Source organism: Streptomyces sp. NPDC056231, from assembly GCF_048270745.1.
Classification (GTDB): Bacteria; Actinomycetota; Actinomycetes; order Streptomycetales; family Streptomycetaceae; genus Streptomyces.
Map to the genome: position 1 here is coordinate 14,541 of NZ_JBLVKW010000059.1, position 20,027 is coordinate 34,567.

Genomic DNA, 20,027 nt, shown 5'->3' on the forward strand with positions numbered 1-20,027 from the left:
TCTCTGACGCCGCGCGCCGATCCATCAGGGATCACGGGACAGCCCTTTGGCGCCGCGTCAGACGAGGACGCGGCCGAGGAAGTCGTGGATGTACTGGGTGATGGTCTCGAGATGGCTCTCCAGGGCGAAGTGCCCGGACTCGAGCAGGTGGATCTCGGCATGGGGCAGGTCCTGGACGAAGGCCTGCGCACCCGCCGGGCCGAAGATCTCGTCGTTGGCGCCCCAGACCGCCAGCAGTGGGACCTGGGAGTTGCGGAAGTATCCGTGGACCTGCGGGTAGAGATCCACGTTGGTGGGGTAGTCGCGGAAGAGCTTGAGCTGGATCTCGTCGTTGCCGGGACGGTCCAGCAGTGCCTGATCGTGGACCCAGTTGTCGGGGCTGACCAGGCTTGGGTCGGCGACTCCGTTCACGTACTGCCAGCGGGTCACCTCGGGAGTGAGAGCGCCGCGTACGGGGGCTTCGGTGTCCGGTCCCGGAGCCTGGGCGTAGGCGAACACGCCGTCCCAGAAGGGCTCGACGAAACCTTCGGAGTAGGCGTTGCCGTTCTGGGTGATGATCGCGGTGATGCGGTTTGGAGCCGCGAGCGCGAGCCGCCAGCCGATAGGGGCGCCGTAGTCCTGCACGTACATCGCGAACCGGTCGACACCCAGATGCTGCAGCAGGCCGGAGGTGACCTGGGTGAGGGCCTCGAACGTGTAGGGGAATTCCTGCAGGGAGGGCATTGCCGACTGGCCGAACCCGATGTGGTCGGGGGCGATTACGTGGTACCGCTCGGCGAGCGCCGGAATCAGGTGGCGGAACATGTGCGAGCTGGTCGGAAAGCCGTGGAGCAGTACCACGGCGGGCGCACCGGAGTTGCCTGCCTCCCGGTAGAAGACTTCGAGGCCGTTGACGGTGGCGGTGCGGTGATGGACTGCGGAGGTCATATATCTAACCGTTCTGTCGAGTTTGAGTGGTTGTACAGCCGGTCGACTACGCCCTGCTTTGTCCCACCTGCCAAATTGGTGCTTGCTGGTTGGTTCGGAATGGGTTTCCTGGTGGGCGTTGCCGCGTCACGGCAGGACGCCTGCTGTCGGCTCGGGGTGGCTCCAGGGTGCAGGCGGGCCGGCAACCGTCGGGTCCGCCCGACCGGCCGCATGATCTTCTACCACCTCGGCGAACTTACCCTGCGCATCGGCAACATCACCGAACCACCCAGCTTCACCGATTACCACCATCTGGGCTACTTCAACCGGTTCTACCTGGCCGGGCTGCTGTTCGGGCCGGAGACGCTGGAGACGGCGATGGCCGAAGTCGCGATGGTCTCGGACCGCTGGGGCTACCGCAGCCAGAGCCGTGAGGACGGCCGCTGCCGGCTGCCCGGGGTGCCGGCCCAGGCCCTGCTGATCAACCGCAGCCCCGACCAGCTTGATCCCGGGACGCTCGGCGTGAAAATCGCGGCCCATCAGGTCCGGGGCCGGCTTCGCCTTCTTGTCCGGCCGGGTCAGCAAGCGGTGCTTCCGCCGGGTGACGCCCCGGATGTCGCGCTCGCGCATGACGTGGGCGACGCGCTTTCGGTTCACCTGTCTTCCCAGACGCCGCAGTTCGGCATGGATGCGCGGAACACCATAGGTCTTCCGGGAGGCGAGGTGCAGCACGGTGATCTCGTACGCGAGCGAGTCGTCGGCAGCCTGGCGAGCACGGCGGGCGGCCTCGCTCTCGCGCCAGGCGTAGTAGGAGGAGCGGGCCACGTGCAGGACCCGGCACAGCAGAGCGATCGGATAGTTCGCCTTCTCCGCGTGGACAGACCGGTACAACTCGCTCACCGGTCGTTCTCCTTCACGAAGAAGGCGGTCGCTTTTTTCAGGATCTCGATCGTCTGCTGCTGTTCACGGTTCTCCTTGCGTAGCCGCTTGAGCTCTCGCGCTCGGCACTGGTCAACTCACCGGACTCGCCCTCGCCCCGGTCCGTCTTGGCCTTGCGGCACCAGCCGCGCAGGGACTCGGAGCTGATGCCGAGTTCCCGGGCCACGGCGGTGACCGTCTTGCCCGAGGAGTCGACGAGCGCGATCGCGTCCCGCTTGAACTCCTCGGTGTACCGCTTCGTGTACTTGCTTCCCACCTGGTGCTACTTCCTCTGGAACCTCAGGTCCCAGTCTCCAGGTGTCCACGATCAAGGGGAAGCTTCGCGTTCATCCAGCGGACGGGTGCAGGACAGGTACGTACCCGGCGGCCAGCACCCGCACCGTCACCTCGGGGGTGAGCACTTCCACCTGAAGATCCGAGGCGATCGCCTGCGCTGCGCCGTACCCGGCCATCGACCAGGGCCGCCAGCGCCCCTGCCGCATCAGCCCTATCTCGAGTCGCCCCGCTCTTGTTCGCCACCAGGTCCCACTCGCCGTCTACCAGGGTCCAGTTCGCCAACAACTCTTCTGGCGACCATTCTTGTCGCACGCCCGCCCCTTTGGCCTCGATCACTCGATCAGATCAACGACGGTGCCCAGGAACGGGAAACGGGGCGTGTCCGGCTACCCGCGACCTACCTTGCGGCTGGTGTCTGAGCTAGCGCCCCTCCCGGCAAGCTTTGCCCCGCCAACGGCCCTGCTGGGACCGCTTTTGTGCAGTCTCCGGCTACCTTCCAGGGCGAGTGTCGCTTATTCGCATCCGATGCAATTGGCGTCGGTAGGAACAGCGGTTGGCGCTAAGGGCTGATCTTGCCGTCTAGCACAGCGTCCAACGGCTCTGCCGAGGTTCGGCAAAGCTCGGTTGAGCAGCGGCGGGGTCCGAGGACCCCGGCCGCGTGCCCGCTGGGAAGGTGTGTCAGAGCACAGCGAGTCGGTCCACCAGGAGTTCCACCCTCTGCTCGGCGTACTCCGGCGGCAGCCGTCCCGCCCGGGTCAGGGTCGCGATGCCGTGCAAGCACGCCCAGAACACCTCGGTGAACAGCCCCGGGTCGATGCCGTCCCCGGCGAGCTCGCCGAGGCTCTCCATTAGCGCGGCGAAGGCGTCCTTCAGCGGCTCCGGGGTGTCCTCCTGCGCGTACGCCAGGCCGCCGTCAAGCTGGAACAAGGCGTCGTAGACCGCCGAGTTGCGCGCGGCGAAGTCGAGATAGGCGCGCGCGAGGGCGACGACCCGGGCGCGCGGGCCTTCCGCGACGGAGGTCGCGGCCCGCACCGCCGCGGCCATCTCGGCGGCGCCCTCCAGGGCGACGGCGCCGATGATCTCCCGCTTGCCGCGGAAGTGGCTGTAGAGGACGGGCTGGCTGTACTCGATGCGCTCGGCGAGCCGGCGCGTGGTGACCGCGTCCCAGCCCTGCTGCTCGGCGAGTTCGCGGGCCGTCGCCACGATGAGGCGCTCGCGGCCCGCCCGTTCGCGTGCCTTGCGTTCCTGTACCGACATAACTTGAATCCTAGCACCGCTAGACAGTCAAGCGGCAGTAGTACTAGCGTTGCTCGCATCAGCTAGCAACGCTAGATCCCGGGAGGGGCAACATGCTCAACGCACTCGAGGTCATCACCACCGTGGTCGTCGGCCTGATGGTGGGAGTGGAGTTCTCCGTCGCCTTCGTCATGAACCCGATCTTCAACGCCCTCCCAGAGGACAGTAACCAGCAGGCCCACTCCCACGGGGGCCGAATGCTCGGCGCCGTAATGCCGTTCTGGTACATCGGCTCACTCGTCCTCGCCGCGGTCTGGGCTGTCGCGGGATGGCACCACCACGGCACCGGCCTCGTCATCACCGCCGCCGCACTGCTGATCGTCAGCGTGATCATGTCGATCCTGCTGCTCGTCCCGATCAACAACCGGGGCAAGACGTGGACCCCTGACAACCGGCCCGCCGACTGGAAGGAGCAGATGAACCGCTGGGACCGCTACCACTACGTCCGCGTCGCCGTCATCATCGCCGCCTTCACTCTGCTCGTCGCCGCCCTCGCCTGATACCAAAGCCGCCCCGACATGCACTGGTTCGCCCCTGTATGTCGACAGCCTTCGCTCCGTCGGGGTGAGCCCGACAGGGCTTCGAATTTCTGACCCGGTGGGCCGACGCCGCGCCGGTGGCGCACAATCCCCACTCCCCGGGCAGCAGGTGGCCACCGAAATCCCGGCATTCGGGAATGCAGCTGTCGCTCAGATCCCACAACTGCGATCCCGGCAAGCTACGCCCCTCGATCAGGCCGCGCCCGCGCGGCCTGATCAGGCCACACACGACTCAGCAAGCTCCACGAAGCTCACCAAGTTGGCGAAGACTCGCAAGGAGAAGAACAATGTCGCTGAAGAAGGTCAACACCGCCGTGGCCGCCGCCTTCATCCTCTTCATCCTCTGGTTCGGGATGGAGTTCATCCTGAGCCCGGAGACGACGGCGCCGGGCTTTGGCCTGCCGAGCTGGCCGTCCGGCGACGGCGACGGCTTCCTGATCATCAAGGGAATCCGCGACGTCGTCTTGGCCCTGGTCCTGGGCATCCTGCTGGTGACGGGCCACCGCCGGGCGCTGGGCTGGGTGCTGCTGGTGGAGGCCCTCGCCGCGTACGGCGACATGGCCACCGTGCTGGCCCACCACGGCTCCGTCGCCACCGCGCTCGGCGTCCACTGCCTGACCGCAACACTGATGGGGGTCAACGGGCTGCTGATAATGTGCGACCCCCGCAAGGTCGCGGCCGCTCCGGCAACGCCCGCCTAACGCCACCTTGGCGCGTTTCGGTATTCGCCTGTCAGCGCCCGCCGGGAAAGGCGAGGCGCACGATTTTCTTCCAGTGGGCGGCGGCCTGGTCCCGTTTCTCCGGGATGGCGCAGCGCGGCCCCCTGCCTCGATTCTCATGAACGGTCGTTTACGAGAGCCGAGTCGACCTTGGGCCCGCGGCTGCGGCAGCTGCCCCGCACGATCGAACCGCTCCACCGCGAGACCTTTGGCTCCTACCTGGGACGCCTCGCCGCCGCCAACCGCATCTCCCACCAGGAACTTTCCGCACACATCCAGGACCCCGACCGCATCCACCCCGGCAAGCTCACTACCCTGCATGCGATCCACTGCCTGTCCGGACATCCTGTCGACCGGCTCCCGCAGGCCCTGCCCGACCTGCGGACCGCGGAACTGAATGCCCGCTTCACCGCACAGCCCCTCAAGCTGCTGCCCGACAAAGGCTGGACGACCCAGCCTGTCTGCACCCGCTGCCTGGCCGGCCTGGGCGTCACCACCCACGCCTCACACCACGTCCCGGTCAGCACCAACATCTGCCTGCGTCACGGCCGCTGGATCGGCCGATACGGACACCAGCTCGAACTGCACACCGTCCCAGAGGTCATCCGACGCCCACGGCTCACCCCTGAGCAGGCCGAACAGGCTCAGCAGCTCTACGACTCCGGCACCCCAGTCCCGAAGATCGCCCAGGCGGCACCCGCCACGATCTACCGCTACATCACACCCAAGCAGGGAACTGACGGCCGCAGGGCAGCCAACATGCTCCGTGGCCTTCGCTCGATCGACCATCCACCAGCACCATGCCGACGTCACGGTGTCACGATCTGCGGACGCGCGAATGCCGAGTTGTCGATGACAACATCCACCATCGGCAGCGGGTCGACTTCCTGAAGATAGATGCCCTCGGCCACCAGATACCTGTTGCGGTGGATCGACTCGGCTTCAGACCCGCCCCAGTTCTGGTCACGCTCGGCACCTCGCCGAACGGACAGCTCCGCATCTACCTGCAACCGGATCCGGAAGTCCCAGTACTCATTGATCTCAGGCCGGAACGCGAAGACACCATCCACGATCAGCACGGCGTCCGCTTTTCGCTTCCGATGAGTGATCTCGCTGGGTCAGCGGGTCGATGCTGCACAGCACGGAGGAGATCGCTTCCGATGACCGGCAGGGATCCAGCAGCAGGCGCTTGACCGCCTCATAGTCATACGCGTTGCGGTAGTACCCCTCACCAGACTCCCGGTCGTACAGATGCCGGTCCCTCCACGGCTTCTTGAAATCGTCAAGAGTCGCCCGGAGCACTGGCCGCCGCGCAGCACTGATCCACTCAGCCAGTTCATGTCCGAAGCTCGTCTTCCCAGCAGCGGTGAAACCGTCGATCCCCACGAGCAGACGACCCTGCCCGAGAGCCAGGATGCGCTTGGCGATTTTTTCGACCAGCATGCTGCGCTCGACGGAGGCCGCCGGAGGGCAGGGCTGCCGCCAGGACGACGCCGAATGATGCACGTCCGCCTGTGGTGATCTCATGGGACGAACCTGTCGGCTGGCCCAACGGCCAGGAAGATCGCCGATCAGCAGTCAGAGCGCCGACCCGCCACGGCTGTCCTCCCAAGCCAGCAGACACGATGAAGTGAGACAGCCGTCGGCGTCTGCTCAGCGCGGGCACGATGAGATGAGACACGGGCGTGGTCCCCTCTCAGACCAAAGAGCATCATCGCTGGTCAGCAGGCCCCACGAAAGCAAGATCTAATGAGACGGGACAGTATGATTACTGACGCCCCGGTTCGGGCACGGAGGAGCTGTTGATGCGCCACCCTGACTCCACGTACGCCGCGCGGCTTGCCGCCTACGGGAGCGTGGCCACCCGCCTGTCCCTGGTGAGCGACAGGCGGCTCGGCGAGGTCGTGGAGTCCGCTTCTGCGGTCGAGGCCGGCATCGGCGGCAGGTCCGCGGAGCTGGACATCGACGGGACGCGGGTCTTCGTCAAGAGGGTGCCGTTGACGGACGCCGAGACCCGGCCGGAGAACCTGCGGTCAACGGCGAACCTCTTCGGTCTGCCGATGTTCTACCAGTACGGAGTGGGCTCGGCCGGCTTCGGCGCTTGGCGGGAACTGGCCGTACACACCATGACCACCGACTGGGTCCTGGGCAGGGAGTACGCGGGTTTTCCGCTGATGTACCACTGGCGTGTGCTGCCCGACTCCCCTCCCGAGGGCTGTATTGCCGCTTATGCCTGGTCGATGGAGGCAGTGGCGGCTTCCTCGGTCAGTCCTTGCTTGCGCATCGTGATCCTTCCTTGTCTCCGGCCGTGTGGCCGCGCCGGTTCAGCAGCTGGTCGTAGTGGGGGGTCACCGAGGGCAATTCGAGCGCCAAGGTCGTCGCTACTTGACCGACTCGCCCTCACGGCGACGAACGCTCAAACCGACAAGCATGTGCCTCAACTGACAGCCCTGTATCGGCGATTGCTTCGCGCGGGAGCTGAGGTGGCATGATCCGGTCATGAACCTCACCGCGCGACAGCTCGCTCTGGCCACCTTGGACCGTCAGCTCTTGCTCGAGCGCCAGCGCGTCGATGTGGCAGAGGCGGTTCGTCGGGTCTGCGCTCTGCAGGCGCAGGCACCAGCGTCGCCGTACCTGGCGCTATGGAACCGTGTGCAGGACTTCGCGCCCGAGAATCTCGACGCAGCGTTCGCGCAGGGTCGGATCGTGAAGGCAACCCTCATGCGGATCACGCTGCACGTCGTCCATGCCGAGGACTACGAGCCCTACCGCGCTGCCATGCTGAGCACTCTGCGGGCGTCACGGCTGTACGACCGCCGTTTCACCGCAACCGGGCTGACCCCCGACGACGCCGACGCGCTGCTCCCAGAGCTCGCCGGGTTCCTGAAGCGGCCCCGCACCGGCGCCCAGGTAGAGGATGAGGTCACAGGAAGGCACGGTGAGCACGCGCACCGCGTGTGGTGGGCGCTACGCACGTTCGCGCCAGTGCATCATGCGCCGACCGGCGGCCAGTGGTCGTTCACGCAGCCGAACACCTACCGCGCCTCCCCGGCGGCCCCTGCGGCCGCGCCACAGGAAGCCGACGCTGGGGTCCAGCGCCTGCTGCTCGCCTACCTTCGCGCGTTCGGGCCCGCGTCGGCCCAGGACTTCGCCCGGTTCACCCTGCTGACTCGCACCGCCATAACCAAAGCGCTGCATGAGCTCGGCGACCAAGTGGTACGGGTGGCAGGCCCCGGCCGCGCCGCCCTATTCGACCTGGCCGGCGCTACCGTGCCCGCCGATGACACCCCGGCGCCACCGAGACTGCTGCCGATGTGGGACAGCACGCTGCTGGCTCACACCGTACCCGGGCGGGTCATGCCCCCGGAGTACCGGCCCCTGGTCGTCCGGCGTAACGGCGACGTGCTGCCCTGCCTGCTCGTCGACGGGCAGGTCGTCGGAGTATGGCGCGCAGCCGACAGCGGGCTGGAACTGACCGCCTTCCGTAAGCTCGGCAAGATTGCTTGGCAAGGTCTGACCGAGGAGGCGGAAAAACTGTCAGTGCTGCTCGCCGACCGCGATCCAGCTGTCTACCGGCGCTACGGACACTGGTGGGACAAGGGGTTTCCCGACGTCGAGAGGATGATCGTCAAGGGCTGACCGCGCCCGGCGAGCACGGCCTATTCGGTGGCTTTGAGAGCCGCCAGGTAGCCGGCCCAGCTGAAGAACGGCGATGTGGGTGGGCTGCAGAAAATGCTGGCTGCCGCCGTGCAGCTGGTCCGGCGACAAGGCCCCGAGTCTGGCCAATGCAGCGCGTCGACTACGTCGTCACGGGTCGACTTCGGGGCCAGTCGTAGGCCTGGCTGTCTCAGGTGGTGATGGTGAGGATCGCCGAGCCGGTGAGCTGGTGCGCCGCGTTTTCGGCGTACAGGCGGAAGTACCGCGTCCGGCCCGCAGCCTGGTGGAACGTGAACGAGCTGCCGGTCAGCAGCGGCCCCGACACCCGGGCGAAGCACGGCCCGTCGGCGGTCGAGGGCGCGCTGCAGGACCCCTCGCGATAGCCGGTCGTCACTGTGTCGGCCGGGTCCTTCGGGTACCAGCTGACCGTCACCTGCTCGGTGGCCGCGTCATAGCTGTACGTCAGGCCGGTCGGCGCCGGTGCCGGCGCGGTTTGGGTGATACCGGTGGGCGCTGCCACCGCCGGGACGGTGGTCGCTCCCCCTGCCGCCGCCAGCGCGATGGCCACCGCCGCCGCGCGGCAGACGATCCGTACGCGGTCTCGCATGTCCCCTCCAGGATGTTGGTCGATTCGAACTGTGGAAGGGTACGAGCTCGGCCCGCTGCCTGGATGGCGGACAGCGAGCGGTGGGATTGCGAACGGCTGAAGTCTTGCCGCGGTGTGCCGGGTCGCGGCCGTGTTTCCCCTCAACGGTTGGCGATCAGACTCCACCCACCACGACACGCCGACCAAGATCAACGGGTGGGGAGATCAACAGAGCAAGTTTGGCCAACCCAAAAGCAGCAGGCGGCCAATTTCAGGAAGCGTCATCAGCTGCGGCCGACCAGTACGCGGGTGACGCCGCTGAGGGAGCAGGGCTCTGGGTTGCGTCGGCGCCTGGAGTAGCAGGGAGAGCAAAGGGGGCCGATCGGCCAGGTCGTGACTGTGGCTTTCTTGTCGACTCGTCAAATCAGTTCGAGGGCCAGTCGTCTGAGCGCAAGGATCTGACTGCCCGCGAAAGCAGCGACATCAATCGCGACCGCCACAAAGGTGAGCAGGACGAGCATACTTGCTGCAGCCACAGACACCGCCGCCAGCACACATGCCGCGAGTGCATTCGCTACAAGTACGAGACGCAAGCTCCCCGCCAGAGGGCGAAGACTGAGCCACCACACGACGCCGGCCCACAGCACGACAGCCCCACCGATACTGACGACGACGAGTGCCGACAACTGGACCGTAGTCGCCGTCAGGGGCGCAGTCGAAGCGATCAGTAGCCCGACGAGCAGGCAATAGAGTGCATCAACGCGGAGGCTCAACAGACCGAGCCGACTCCCGGACATACACAGAGGCTAACTCTGGCCCAAGGTGGTCGTATAGCCCCGAGACGGCCGCCCCGGACCGGGACCGTACGGGCCAGCGGGTCACCCGGCTGCACGCGGGAACTGGGGGGTCAGTTCCCGACCAGTGCCGGCCAGCACCCACTGCCGGTTCACGACCCGGCCACCGACCTCGAACTCGTTTCGCAGGACGGGAAGTTCGAGCATGCGGGTGAACCACTCCGCCGCGCGCTCCGCGAGGAATTCGGACGTTCCAGAACTCTCGATCGCCGTTTCTGAGTTCCGCTCCAGCGTGTACAGCTGATCACGGAATTCGCCTCCGACGAGACGAAAGCCGGTGAACGGATTCCGCCCGCTCACGGAGAGCGGCGAGAAAGCGAAGCCCCCGGTCGGTCACGCCGCGGGCAGGCCCAAGTCGGCTGCCAGGCGGGCGCGGTGCCAGGACGGTGGGCCGAAGAGCTGGGCCGAGCCGTGGGCCCGCTTGAAGTAGCGGTGGGCGTCGTGCTCCCAGGTGATGCCGATGCCGCCGTGCAGTTGGATCATCTCGCCCGCCACCGCCGAGAACGCCTCCGAGCAGGCGGACTTGGCGGCGGCCGCGTGGCGGGTCAGCTCCGGGTCGCCCGCGGCGGCGGCGAAGGAGGCGCCGAGCGCGGCCGAACGCGCCGACTCCACCAGGACGTACGCGTCCGCGAGGCGGTGCTTGACCGCCTGGAAGGAGCCGATGGGCCGGCCGAACTGGACCCGCTCCTGGGCGTAGGCCAGCGTGAGTTCGAGGCAGCGCGAGGCGGCGCCGACCTGTTCGGCGGCGAGCGCCGTGCAGGCCAGGTCCAGTACGTGCGCAAGGACCCGGTCGCCGGCACCCTCCGCTCCGACGAGCCGGCCCTCTGCCTCCGTGAGCACCACCCGTGCCTGCGTCCTGGTGGAGTCCATCGTCACGGTTGCCTCACGGTCCACGCCCGCGCCGTCTGCGGGCACCTCGAAGAGCGAGACCCCCACTCCGGAACGGGCCGCCACGAGCAGGACCTCGGCTCCCGCACCGTCGAGGACGTGCTCCTTGGTCCCGGTGATCCGCCACTTGCCGCCGGGCCCGGGGGCGGCCTCGGCCCGTACCGCCGAGGGGTCCCAGGAGCCGTGCTCGGCCCACGCCAGGGCCCCCAGCACGGCGCCCGAGGCCAGCCCCGGCAGCAGCCGCGCGCACGCCTCCTCGTCGCCCGAGGCGAGCAGTGCCTGCACCGCGAGCACCGCGGAGCCGAGGTACGGGACGGGGCTCAGCTCCCGTCCCAGCTCCTCCATCACCACGTGGAACTCCCCGGCCCCGTACCCGGCGCCGCCGTACTCCTCCGGAACGGCGAGCCCCGCGACGCCGATCTGCTCGGTCAGCGGCCGCCAGGCCGCGTCCCCAGCATGGCGCCCGAGCACGGCCCGTACAGCGGACCTCAGTTCTTCCTGTTCCTCCGTCAGCCTCACGCCTCTGCTCCTGTCGATGTCGGACGGGTACGGGGCTGCTTGGCCGGCGCCTCGGGGTCCTCCGCCGACAGGTCCCGGCCCCGCGTCTCGGCCGTCCGCCAGACGGCGAGCGCGGTCACGAGCCCGCAGACGACGGCGAGCACAGCGAGGGGCGCGCTCCGGGCGTCCCCGGCGGAGAGCAGGCTGCCGGCGAACATCGGGGTGAAGCCGCCGCCGATCAGTGCGGCCAGCTGATAGCCGAGCGAGGCGCCCGTGTAGCGGACCCGGGTGCCGAACATCTCCGAAAGCAGCGGCCCCAGCGGCGCGTACATCGCGGACTGCACCACCTGGCCGAGGACCATGCCGAGGATCAGCAGCGCGGGGGAGCGCGCGTCGACCAGGGCGTACACCGGGAAGGCGAGCAGCACGACGCCGAACGCGCCGCCCATCACGACGGCCCGGCGGCCGACGCGGTCGGAGAGCGCGGAGAAGAGCGGGATGGACACGAGGCCCGTGACCGAGGTGAGGAGCAGCCCGGTCATCACCTCGGAGGTGGCGTACCCGATCGCCGTGGCGTAGGTGAGCATGAACGTGCTGATCAGCGCCGTCAGGGCGAACGGGCCGATGCCCACGGCACACGCGAGGACGAGGTTGCGGGGCCTGCGCAGCACCTGCGCCAGCGGTACGCCGGGAGCCTCACCGGCGCCCCGCGTCTGCACCGCCTGCCGGAACAGCGGGCTCTCAGTGATGGTCATGCGCACGTACAGCCCGATGCCGAGGAGTACCGCGCTGAACAGGAACGGGACGCGCCAGCCCCAGGCCAGGAAGGACTCGCGGGGAAGCAGCGAGGCGAGCGTGACGGCGACCGTGGAGAGCAGGAATCCGATCGGCGACCCCATCTGCATCACGCCGCTCCACAGGCCGCGGCGCCGGGGGTCGGCGTGCTCGACGACCATGAGCGTCGCACCGGCCCATTCCCCGCCGATCGCGACGCCCTGGACGACACGGAACAGCACCAGGAGGACGGGAGCGGCGACGCCGATCGTCCCGTACGTGGGGAGGACGCCGATCAGGAAGCTCGCCACGCCCATGAGGGCCATGGTGAGGACGAGCATGGACTTGCGGCCGAGCCGGTCGCCGAAGTGGCCGAAGACGGCGCCGCCGAGTGGGCGCGCCACATAGCCGGCGGCGAGGGTCCCGAAGGCGGCGATCGTGCCGACCGTGGGATCGGACTCGGGGAAGAACAGCTCGCCGAAGACGAGCGCGGCCATCGTGCCGTAGAGCAGGAAGTCGTAGTACTCGATGACGGTGCCGAGCAGACTCGACAGCGCCACCCTGCGCAGCAGGGCGGGGTTCGAGGGTCTCTCGGGGACGTGCGGGGACGGTGCGGGGGACACGCTGACTCCCAGGTGCGGTAGGGATGCTGGGGACTGATGAGCGGTGGTGGGCCTGATGGGGAGCCTGCTGCCGGACCGGATCGCGGGGTGGGGGCCTGCTACCGGCCCGACCGGCGGGCGCCGTTCAGGGGGCGAGGACCCGGGCGCGGCAGGCCGCGGGGGTGCCCCAGGCGTCGCGGAGCGGACGGGCCTTGCGGATCCACAGGGCGAGATCCAGCTCCTCCGTGTAGCCGACGGCCCCGTGGAGCTGGAGGGCGGTGCGGGCGGCGGCGTACGCGGCGTCGCCCGCCGTGATCTTCGCCGCGGCGACGTCGGCCGAGGCGTGGTCCGCCCCTTCCGTCAGGGCCAGGGCGGCCGAGTGAAGCAGGGGCTGGGCGAACTCCAGGGCGATGAGCGTGTCGGCGAGGCGGTGCTTCACCGCCTGGAAGGAGCCGATGGCGACCTCGAACTGGGTGCGCTGCTTCACGTATGCGACGGTCCGGTCGAGGAGGGCGCGGCCGAGGCCGAGCGACTGGGCGGCGGTGGCCAGGGCGGCGACCTCGGCGGCGTGCGCGGCGGCGGCAACCACCGCCGGTCCCTGCGCCAGGACGGTTCCGCCGAGCGGGCAGGCGAGCCGGCGCGCGGGGTCGGCCGAGGGCTGGACCGGGCCGGCCGTCTCCGTCAGGCGTACGGTGTCGCCCTCGACGACGAGCACGGCGTCGGCGGCGTCGGGGTCCAGGGCGTAGGGGCTGCCGGCTCCCGGCATGCACAGGGAGACGACCGCCTTCCCCGACGCGATCTGCGGTAGCCAGGCGGCGGCCGCGGCGTCTCCGAGCCGGTCGAGGAGCGCCGCCGCGGCGACCGTCTCCACCAGCGGGCCGGGCACGGCGTGGCGGCCCAGTTCGGTGAAGGCGACGGTCAGTTCGACGGGCAGCGGGCCGAGCCCGTCGTGGCTCTCCGGTACGGCGAGGGCGAAGACACCCGCCTCCGCGAGCCGGGACCAGAGCGCCCGGCCGGGCGCAGTGTCCCCGGCCGCCCAGGCACGTACGGCCCCAGGAGTGTCGGCGGCCGTGAGCATGCCGTCGAGGGAGCGGGCGAACTCCCGCTGCTCGTCGTCGAGGAGGAACCGCATCACCGGCGTCCCTTCGGGAGGCCGAGCAGCCGCTCGGCGATGATGTCGCGCTGGATCTCGTTGGTGCCGGCGTAGATGGGTCCGGCGAGGGAGAAGGTGTGGCCCTCGGCCCAGCCGCCGTGCGCGGGCGCGTCCGCGGCCCCGTCGGCCAGTTCGCCGTACGGTCCGAGCAGATCGAGGGCGGTCTCGTGGAGCGCGATGTCGAGCTCGGACCAGAAGACCTTGTTGAGGCTGGACTCGACCCCGATCGAGCCTCCAGCGGCGATGCGCGAGGCGCCCGCGTAGGCGAACAGCCGGTAGGCACGGGCGCCGATGACCGCGTCGGCGACCCGGTCGCGCAGGGCGGTGTCGGAGAGGTCGGCGGTTTCTCGCCACAGCCCCGTAAGGCGTTCGGCGGCGGCCGTGAACCGGCCCGGACTGCGCAGGGTGAGACCCCGCTCGTTGCCCGCGGTGCTCATCGCGACCCGCCATCCCTGCCCCGGTGCGCCGATCACGTCCTCGTCGGGCACGAACACGTCGTCGAGGAAGAGCTCGGCGAAGGCGGGCTTGCCGTCGAGACGCCCGATGGGCCGTACGGTCACCCCGTCGGCGTCCAGCGGGAACATCAGGTACGTCAGGCCCTGGTGCGGCTTTCCGGCGTCGGGGTCGCTGCGGAACAGGCCGAAGGCGCGGTCGGCGAAGGCCGCCCGGGACGACCAGGTCTTCTGGCCGCGCAAGAGCCAGCCGCCGTCGGTCCGTTCGGCCGTGGAGCGCAGCGAGGCGAGGTCGGAGCCGGACTCGGGCTCGGACCAGGCCTGCGCCCAGATGACCTCGCCGCTCGCCATGGAGGGCATGATGCGGGCGCGCTGCTCGTCGGTGCCGTGCTCGAAGAGGGTGGGGGCGAGGAGGTTGATGCCGTTCTGGCTGACCCGGCCGGGGGCGCCGGCCGCGAAGTACTCCTCCTCGAAGATCAGCCACTTGAGGATCGAGGCGCCCCGGCCGCCGTACTCCTTGGGCCAGGAGACCACCGACCAGCGGTCCGCGAACAGGGTCCGCTCCCACGTCCGGTGGGCGGCGAAGCCCTCCTCCGTCTCCAGGGAGGGCAGGGGGGTGTCGGGCACATGGGCGGTGAGCCAGGCGCGGGCCTCGGCCCGGAAGGCGTCCTCCGCCGTGGTGAAGTCGAGGTCCATCAGGCTCCCGCCGCCTTCATCGAGCGTATGTCCATGCCGCCCAGCGCGTCGGGGGCGGTCTCGGCGTTGTGCGCGTGCGCGAGGTGGTGCAGCCCGAAGACCGAGTCCATGCCGGTGTGTAGGCCCTGGAGGTCCTCGGCCTGGTTGACGGCGCGCTTGGTGAGGGCCAGGCCCATGCGGGGCATCTCGGCGATCCTGGAGGCCAGTTCCATGGTCCGCTCGGTGAGTTCCCCCGGTGGGACGACCCGGTTGACCATGCCGACCTCGTAGGCGCGCCGGGCGTCCATCCGGTCGCCGGTGTAGAGGAACTCCTTGGCGATGCGCGGCGGCATCACCCACGGGTGGGCGAAGTACTCGACGCCGGGGATGCCCATGCGGACCACGGGGTCGGCGAAGAACGCGTCCTCGGAGGCGACGATGAGGTCGCACACCCAGGCGAGCATCAGGCCGCCCGCGACGCAGGCGCCCTGCACCGACGCGATCATGGGCTTGGGCAGTTCGCGCCAGCGTCGGCACATGCCCAGGTAGACCTCGGACTCGCGGGCGAAGCGGCTCTCCGCGCCCCGCTTGTCCGAGTGGTCCCACCAGAGTCCGGCGCGCCGGTCGAACGGCAGGTGGGCGTCCCGCTCGGGGGTGCCGATGTCGTGGCCGGCGGAGAAGTGCTTCCCCGCTCCGGCGAGCACGACGACCTTGACCTCGTCGTCTTCGGCCGCGCGGTAGAAGGCGCGGTCGAGGGCGTACGTCATCGCGGAGTTCTGGGCGTTGCGGTAATCGGGCCTGTCCATCGTGACCACGGCCACCGGGCCGAGGCGTTCGTAGCGGACCGGTGCTGTGGATGCGGTGCGGGCAGCGGACATCCGCCCTCCTTCCCTAACAAGTGTTTGGTAGGTTAACGTACGGCCATGAGCAACGTCGAGGAGTTCCGCAGAGAGGTCCGCGGCTGGCTGCGCGCCAACCTCACGGGCGAGTTCGCCGCCCTGCGCGGGCGCGGCGGCCCCGGACGGGAACACGAGGCGCACGCCGAACGCCTCGCCTGGGAGCGGCACATGGCCGCCGCGGGATGGACCTGCGTCGGCTGGCCCAAGGAGTACGGCGGACGGGGCGCGACGCTCGAACAGCAGGTCGCCTTCCACGAGGAGTACGCCCTCGCCGACGCCCCCGCCCGTGTCAGCCACATCGGCGAACAGCTCCTGGGGCCCACCCTCATCGCCTTCGGCACACCCGTACAGCGCGAGCGGTTCCTCCCGAGGATCGTCACCGTCGAGGAGCAGTGGTGCCAGGGCTACTCCGAGCCGGACGCCGGCTCGGACCTGGCGAACGTACGGACCCGCGCGGAGCGCGATGGCGACCAGTGGGTCGTCACCGGGCAGAAGGTGTGGACGTCACTCGCCCACGAGGCCGACTGGTGCTTCGTCGTCGCCCGCACCGAGCCCGGATCGACCCGCCACCACGGCCTGTCCTACCTGCTCGTCCCCCTGGACCAGCCCGGAGTCGAGATCAGGCCGATCATCCAGCTGACCGGGACCTCGGAATTCAACGAGGTCTTCTTCGACGGGGCCCGCACCGACGCCTCCCATGTCGTCGGCGCCCCCGGCGACGGCTGGAAGGTGGCCATGGCCACCCTCGGCTTCGAGCGGGGCGTGTCCACCCTCGGCCAGCAGGTCGGCTTCCGCCGCGAGCTGGAAGCCGTCATCGAACTGGCCAAGCGCAACGGCGCCGCCGCCGACCCGCTGATCCGCGACCGCATCGCCCGCGCCTGGATCGGCCTGGAGACCATCCGGTTCAACGCCCTGCGCATGCTCGACGGCGCCGCGGCCGGAGCCCCGGGCCCCGAGTCCTCCATCGGGAAGATCTTCTGGGCCACCTGGCACCGGGAGCTCGGCGAACTCGCCATGGACGTCTGCGGCGCCGAGGGGATGCTGGCCGACGGCGAGCCGTACGACCTCACCGACTGGCAGCGGCTGTACCTCTTCTCCCGCTCCGACACCATCTACGCCGGCTCCAACGAGATCCAGCGAAACATCATTGCCGAGCGCGTCCTCGGCCTGCCCAAGGAGGTCCGCCCATGACCGGCACCCCACCCCCCTACGTGCCGGGCCACGGTCTGCTCGCCGGCCGCGGCGCCGTCGTCACTGCCGCCGCGGGCGCCGGCATCGGCGGCGCCACCGCCAGGCGGCTCCTGGAGGAAGGCGCGCGGGTCGTCCTCTCGGACGCCCACGCCCGCAGACTGAAGGAGTCCGAGGCCGAACTGGCCGCCGAGTTCGGCGCGGACCGCGTCGCCGCTCTGCCCTGTGACGTCACCGACGAGACCCAGGTCGCCGCGCTGTTCGACTTCGCCGTGGAGCGCCACGGACGCCTCGACATCGTCGTCAACAACGCAGGCCTCGGCGGCACCGCCGACCTCGTCGACATGGCCGACGAACAGTGGGACAAGGTCCTCGACGTCACCCTGAACGGCACCTTCCGCTGCACCCGCGCCGCACTGCGCCGGATGAAGGCCGCGGGCGCCGGCGGCGTCGTCGTCAACAACGCCTCGGTGATCGGCTGGCGCGCCCAGAAAGGACAGGCCCACTACGCCGCCGCCAAGGCCGGCGTGATGGCGCTCACCCGCTGCGCCGCCCTGGAGGCCGCCGAGTACGGGGTAAGGGTCAACGCCGTCTCCCCGAGCCTGGCCATGCACCCGCACCTGGTGAAGGTCACCACCCCCGAACTCCTCCAGGAACTGACCTCCCGTGAGGCCTTCGGCCGCTACGCGGAGCCGTGGGAGGTGGCCAACGTGATCGTCTTCCTGACCAGCGGCTACTCCTCGTACCTGACGGGGGAGGTCCTCTCCGTCAGCAGCCAGCACCCGTGAGACCGTCACCGGAGCGGCGCCGCGAGATCCTCGGCACGGCGGCCGAGGTGTTCGCCGCCCAGGGGTACGACGCCACCACCGTCCGCCGCATCGCCGACGCGGCCGGCCTGCTCGCCGGCAGCCTCTACTACCACTTCGACTCCAAGGAGTCGATGCTCGACGAGATCCTCTCGTCCTTCCTGCGCGAGCTGTGGGGCAGATACGACACCGTGCTCGCCACCGGCCTCGGCCCCAGGGAGACCATCGAGGGCCTCGTCACCGAGTCCTTCCGGGAGATCGACCGGCACCGCGCCGCCGTCGCCATCTTCCAGAAGGAGTCCCGACACCTCCAGAACCAGCCGCGCTTCGGCTACCTCGCCGACGCGCAGCACCGATTCGAGAAGGCCTGGCTCGGGACCCTGGAGCGCGGCGTCGCTGCCGGGGTCTTCCGCGCCGACCTCGACGTCCGCCTCACCTACCGCTTCGTGCGCGACACCGTCTGGGTCGCCGCGTCCTGGTACCGGCCGGGCGGACAGCACAGCCCGGAGGAGATCGCCCGCCAGTACCTGTCCATGGTCCTTGAGGGCATCGCCTCCCGTATATGACATGACGTCGTGGACATCGAAGAAGGAGTGGCAATGGCCGAGGCATACATCGTCGAAGCGGTACGCACCCCGGTCGGCCGGCGGAACGGCGGACTCTCCGCCGTCCACCCGGCCGACCTCGGAGCGCACGTGCTGAAGGCGCTGATGGAGCGCTCGGGTGCCGACCCGGCCGCCGTCGAGGACGTCGTCTTCGGCTGCCTGGACACCGTGGGCCCGCAGGCCGGCGACATAGCCCGTACCTGCTGGCTGGCCGCCGGACTCCCCGAGGAGGTGCCCGGCACGACCGTGGACCGGCAGTGCGGCTCCTCGCAGCAGGCCCTGCACTTCGCCGCACAGGGCGTCCTGTCCGGCACCCAGGACCTGGTGGTCGCCGGCGGCGTGCAGAACATGTCGATGATCCCCATCGCCTTCGCCAGCCGCCAGGCCGCCGACCCGCTCGGCCTGACCGAGGGTCCGTACGCCGGCTCCGTGGGCTGGCGCGCCCGCTACGGCGACCAGCCGGTCAACCAGTTCCACGGCGCCGAGCTCATCGCCGCCAAGTGGGACATCTCCCGCCAGGACATGGAGGAGTTCGCCCTGCGCTCGCACCAGCGGGCCGCTCGCGCCATCGACGAGGGCCGCTTCGACCGCGAGATCGTCGCCTTCGGGGACGTCACCACCGACGAGGGCCCGCGCCGCGACACGACCCTGGAGAAGATGGCCGGACTGAAGCCGCTGGTCGAGGGCGGCCGGCTGACCGCCGCGGTCTCCTCGCAGGTCTCCGACGGGGCCTCGGCGATGCTGATCGCCTCGGAACGCGCCGTACGGGAACACGGACTGACGCCGCGCGCCCGGGTCCACCACCTGTCCGTGCGGGGCGAGGACCCGATCCGTATGCTGTCCGCCCCGATCCCGGCGACGGCGTACGCGCTGAAGAAGGCCGGGATGACGCTCGACGACATCGCCCTGGTGGAGATCAACGAGGCCTTCGCCTCGGTCGTCCTCGCCTGGCTGAAGGAGACCGGCGCCGACCCGGAGAAGGTCAACGTCAACGGCGGCGCCATCGCCCTCGGCCACCCGCTCGGCGCGACCGGCACCAAGCTGACCACCACCCTGCTGCACGAACTGGAGCGCACCGGGGGCCGCTACGGCCTCCAGACCATGTGCGAGGGCGGCGGTCAGGCGAACGTGACGATCATCGAGCGTCTGTGACGCCGCTCCCGTCCCGGGGGCCGAAGAGTTGCTGCCAGACCGCGTGATCGGTGCGGGGGCCTCCCGGGGTCTCCGCACCGTACTCCTCGATCTCCGCCTCGATGTCCAGGGGGAGGGTGGGGGAGGTCATCGCCGTCAGCTCCTTGGCCACCGCGTGGTCGGGGACCAGCCAGCACACCTCGAACTCGATGCCGTCCGGGTCCCGGGCGTAGAGGGCCTTGGTGGAGGCATGGTTGCTCGCCCCGGTCAGGGCCCCCGCCTCGGCCAGCCGGGTCCGCATCCGGCCCAGCTCGGTCAGCGTGTCCACCTCCCAGGCCAGGTGGTACAGGCCGATCCGCCCGGTGGCGTGCCCGGAGCCGCGCTCGGGAGACTGGAACAAGCCCAGGTCGTGGTCGTTGGCGGAGCCCGCCGCCTGGAGGAAGGCCGCTCCGGGGAACGCCTGCGGCAGCGGCCGGAATTCGAGGACATCGCGGTAGAAGGCGATGCTGCGCTCCAGGTCGGAGACGAAGAGGACGGCGTGGTTCAGCCGCTGGATGGGCATGTCGGTTCCGTTCGGGGTAGGT

23 protein-coding genes and 1 pseudogene are annotated in these 20,027 nt (G+C 69.6%); 9 read left to right on the plus strand and 15 right to left on the minus strand.

The features are described 5' to 3' along the window. Nucleotides 1-57: 57 nt before the first annotated feature. The 5 genes from ACNPQM_RS32045 to ACNPQM_RS32065 all read right to left on the minus strand — a co-directional run bounded on the left by ACNPQM_RS32045 (nt 58) and on the right by ACNPQM_RS32065 (nt 3,378). Complete coding sequence (locus ACNPQM_RS32045) at nt 58-927, minus strand: alpha/beta fold hydrolase (RefSeq protein ID WP_418086698.1); 870 nt, start codon at nt 925-927, stop codon at nt 58-60. 126 nt (nt 928-1,053) lie between these two features. Next, a complete protein-coding gene (locus ACNPQM_RS32050) occupies nt 1,054-1,806 on the minus strand; it encodes an IS3 family transposase (protein ID WP_418086699.1) in 753 nt (250 codons plus the stop codon). 37 nt (nt 1,807-1,843) lie between these two features. Continuing rightward, nucleotides 1,844-2,101, minus strand: a complete 258-nt coding sequence (locus ACNPQM_RS32055; RefSeq protein WP_418086700.1) for a transposase — start codon at nt 2,099-2,101, stop codon at nt 1,844-1,846. Between the two features lie 70 nt (nt 2,102-2,171). Further along, nucleotides 2,172-2,327 carry a hypothetical protein gene (locus ACNPQM_RS32060; RefSeq protein ID WP_418086701.1) on the minus strand — a complete coding sequence of 52 codons (156 nt, stop codon included), beginning with the start codon at nt 2,325-2,327 and terminating at the stop codon, nt 2,172-2,174. 472 nt (nt 2,328-2,799) lie between these two features. Next, entirely contained in the window at nt 2,800-3,378 is a 579-nt protein-coding gene (locus ACNPQM_RS32065; RefSeq protein ID WP_418086702.1) for a TetR/AcrR family transcriptional regulator, read from the minus strand. Between the two features lie 92 nt (nt 3,379-3,470). Between ACNPQM_RS32065 and ACNPQM_RS32070 the strand changes: the two genes are divergently transcribed. The 3 genes from ACNPQM_RS32070 (at nt 3,471) to ACNPQM_RS32080 (ending at nt 5,566) form a co-directional block, all read left to right on the plus strand. Beyond that, nucleotides 3,471-3,917 carry an anthrone oxygenase family protein gene (locus ACNPQM_RS32070; protein ID WP_418086703.1) on the plus strand — a complete coding sequence of 149 codons (447 nt, stop codon included), beginning with the start codon at nt 3,471-3,473 and terminating at the stop codon, nt 3,915-3,917. A 326-nt stretch (nt 3,918-4,243) separates the two neighbouring features. After that, nucleotides 4,244-4,657 (plus strand): DUF4267 domain-containing protein, encoded by a 414-nt coding sequence (locus ACNPQM_RS32075; RefSeq protein WP_418086704.1) that lies wholly within the window; start codon nt 4,244-4,246, stop codon nt 4,655-4,657. A gap of 168 nt (nt 4,658-4,825) precedes the next feature. Then, nucleotides 4,826-5,566, plus strand: coding sequence for a TniQ family protein (locus ACNPQM_RS32080; RefSeq protein WP_418086705.1), 741 nt, complete (start codon nt 4,826-4,828; stop codon nt 5,564-5,566). 150 nt (nt 5,567-5,716) lie between these two features. Here the strand turns inward: ACNPQM_RS32080 and ACNPQM_RS32085 are convergent, their stop codons facing one another. After that, nucleotides 5,717-6,202 carry a hypothetical protein gene (locus ACNPQM_RS32085; protein WP_418086706.1) on the minus strand — a complete coding sequence of 162 codons (486 nt, stop codon included), beginning with the start codon at nt 6,200-6,202 and terminating at the stop codon, nt 5,717-5,719. Nucleotides 6,203-6,480: 278 nt separating this feature from the next. Between ACNPQM_RS32085 and ACNPQM_RS32090 the strand changes: the two are divergent. Beyond that, nucleotides 6,481-6,957: pseudogene (locus ACNPQM_RS32090) on the plus strand (protein kinase family protein); the annotation flags it as partial. A gap of 217 nt (nt 6,958-7,174) precedes the next feature. Then, nucleotides 7,175-8,314: a winged helix DNA-binding domain-containing protein gene (locus ACNPQM_RS32095; protein ID WP_418086707.1), complete on the plus strand. Its 1,140-nt coding sequence runs from the start codon at nt 7,175-7,177 to the stop codon at nt 8,312-8,314. 208 nt (nt 8,315-8,522) lie between these two features. Here the strand turns inward: ACNPQM_RS32095 and ACNPQM_RS32100 are convergent, their stop codons facing one another. The 8 genes from ACNPQM_RS32100 to ACNPQM_RS32135 form a co-directional block, all read right to left on the minus strand. Beyond that, the gene (locus ACNPQM_RS32100) at nt 8,523-8,939 is read right to left on the minus strand and encodes a hypothetical protein (RefSeq protein ID WP_418086708.1); all 417 of its coding nucleotides are present in this window, start codon (nt 8,937-8,939) and stop codon (nt 8,523-8,525) included. A gap of 398 nt (nt 8,940-9,337) precedes the next feature. After that, nucleotides 9,338-9,715, minus strand: coding sequence for a hypothetical protein (locus ACNPQM_RS32105; protein WP_418086709.1), 378 nt, complete (start codon nt 9,713-9,715; stop codon nt 9,338-9,340). 81 nt (nt 9,716-9,796) lie between these two features. Next, complete coding sequence (locus ACNPQM_RS32110; RefSeq protein WP_418086710.1) at nt 9,797-10,072, minus strand: hypothetical protein; 276 nt, start codon at nt 10,070-10,072, stop codon at nt 9,797-9,799. A 33-nt stretch (nt 10,073-10,105) separates the two neighbouring features. Further along, nucleotides 10,106-11,179: an acyl-CoA dehydrogenase family protein gene (locus tag ACNPQM_RS32115; protein ID WP_418086711.1), complete on the minus strand. Its 1,074-nt coding sequence runs from the start codon at nt 11,177-11,179 to the stop codon at nt 10,106-10,108. Then, complete coding sequence (locus tag ACNPQM_RS32120) at nt 11,176-12,555, minus strand: MFS transporter (RefSeq protein ID WP_418086712.1); 1,380 nt, start codon at nt 12,553-12,555, stop codon at nt 11,176-11,178. Before ACNPQM_RS32120 ends, ACNPQM_RS32115 begins: the two co-directional genes overlap by 4 nt. A gap of 124 nt (nt 12,556-12,679) precedes the next feature. Next, entirely contained in the window at nt 12,680-13,666 is a 987-nt protein-coding gene (locus ACNPQM_RS32125) for an acyl-CoA dehydrogenase family protein (RefSeq protein WP_418086713.1), read from the minus strand. Beyond that, nucleotides 13,666-14,835, minus strand: coding sequence for an acyl-CoA dehydrogenase family protein (locus ACNPQM_RS32130; protein ID WP_358860436.1), 1,170 nt, complete (start codon nt 14,833-14,835; stop codon nt 13,666-13,668). Before ACNPQM_RS32130 ends, ACNPQM_RS32125 begins: the two co-directional genes overlap by 1 nt. Further along, nucleotides 14,835-15,692 (minus strand): enoyl-CoA hydratase, encoded by an 858-nt coding sequence (locus tag ACNPQM_RS32135; RefSeq protein ID WP_358860437.1) that lies wholly within the window; start codon nt 15,690-15,692, stop codon nt 14,835-14,837. The genes ACNPQM_RS32130 and ACNPQM_RS32135 overlap by 1 nt, the downstream gene beginning before the upstream one ends. Nucleotides 15,693-15,737: 45 nt before the next feature. Between ACNPQM_RS32135 and ACNPQM_RS32140 the strand changes: the two genes are divergently transcribed. From ACNPQM_RS32140 to ACNPQM_RS32155, 4 genes are read left to right on the plus strand one after another with little or no spacing between them, the layout of a single operon-like run. After that, nucleotides 15,738-16,904 carry an acyl-CoA dehydrogenase family protein gene (locus ACNPQM_RS32140; RefSeq protein WP_418086714.1) on the plus strand — a complete coding sequence of 389 codons (1,167 nt, stop codon included), beginning with the start codon at nt 15,738-15,740 and terminating at the stop codon, nt 16,902-16,904. Further along, nucleotides 16,901-17,689 (plus strand): SDR family oxidoreductase, encoded by a 789-nt coding sequence (locus ACNPQM_RS32145; protein ID WP_358860439.1) that lies wholly within the window; start codon nt 16,901-16,903, stop codon nt 17,687-17,689. Before ACNPQM_RS32140 ends, ACNPQM_RS32145 begins: the two co-directional genes overlap by 4 nt. Next, nucleotides 17,686-18,273, plus strand: a complete 588-nt coding sequence (locus ACNPQM_RS32150) for a TetR/AcrR family transcriptional regulator (RefSeq protein ID WP_418086715.1) — start codon at nt 17,686-17,688, stop codon at nt 18,271-18,273. Before ACNPQM_RS32145 ends, ACNPQM_RS32150 begins: the two co-directional genes overlap by 4 nt. Nucleotides 18,274-18,306: 33 nt before the next feature. Continuing rightward, the gene (locus ACNPQM_RS32155; protein WP_358860441.1) at nt 18,307-19,464 is read left to right on the plus strand and encodes an acetyl-CoA C-acetyltransferase; all 1,158 of its coding nucleotides are present in this window, start codon (nt 18,307-18,309) and stop codon (nt 19,462-19,464) included. Here ACNPQM_RS32155 and ACNPQM_RS32160 read toward each other — a convergent pair. Then, entirely contained in the window at nt 19,448-20,005 is a 558-nt protein-coding gene (locus ACNPQM_RS32160; protein ID WP_418086716.1) for a VOC family protein, read from the minus strand. The genes ACNPQM_RS32155 and ACNPQM_RS32160 overlap by 17 nt on opposite strands. Nucleotides 20,006-20,027: the final 22 nt, after the last annotated feature.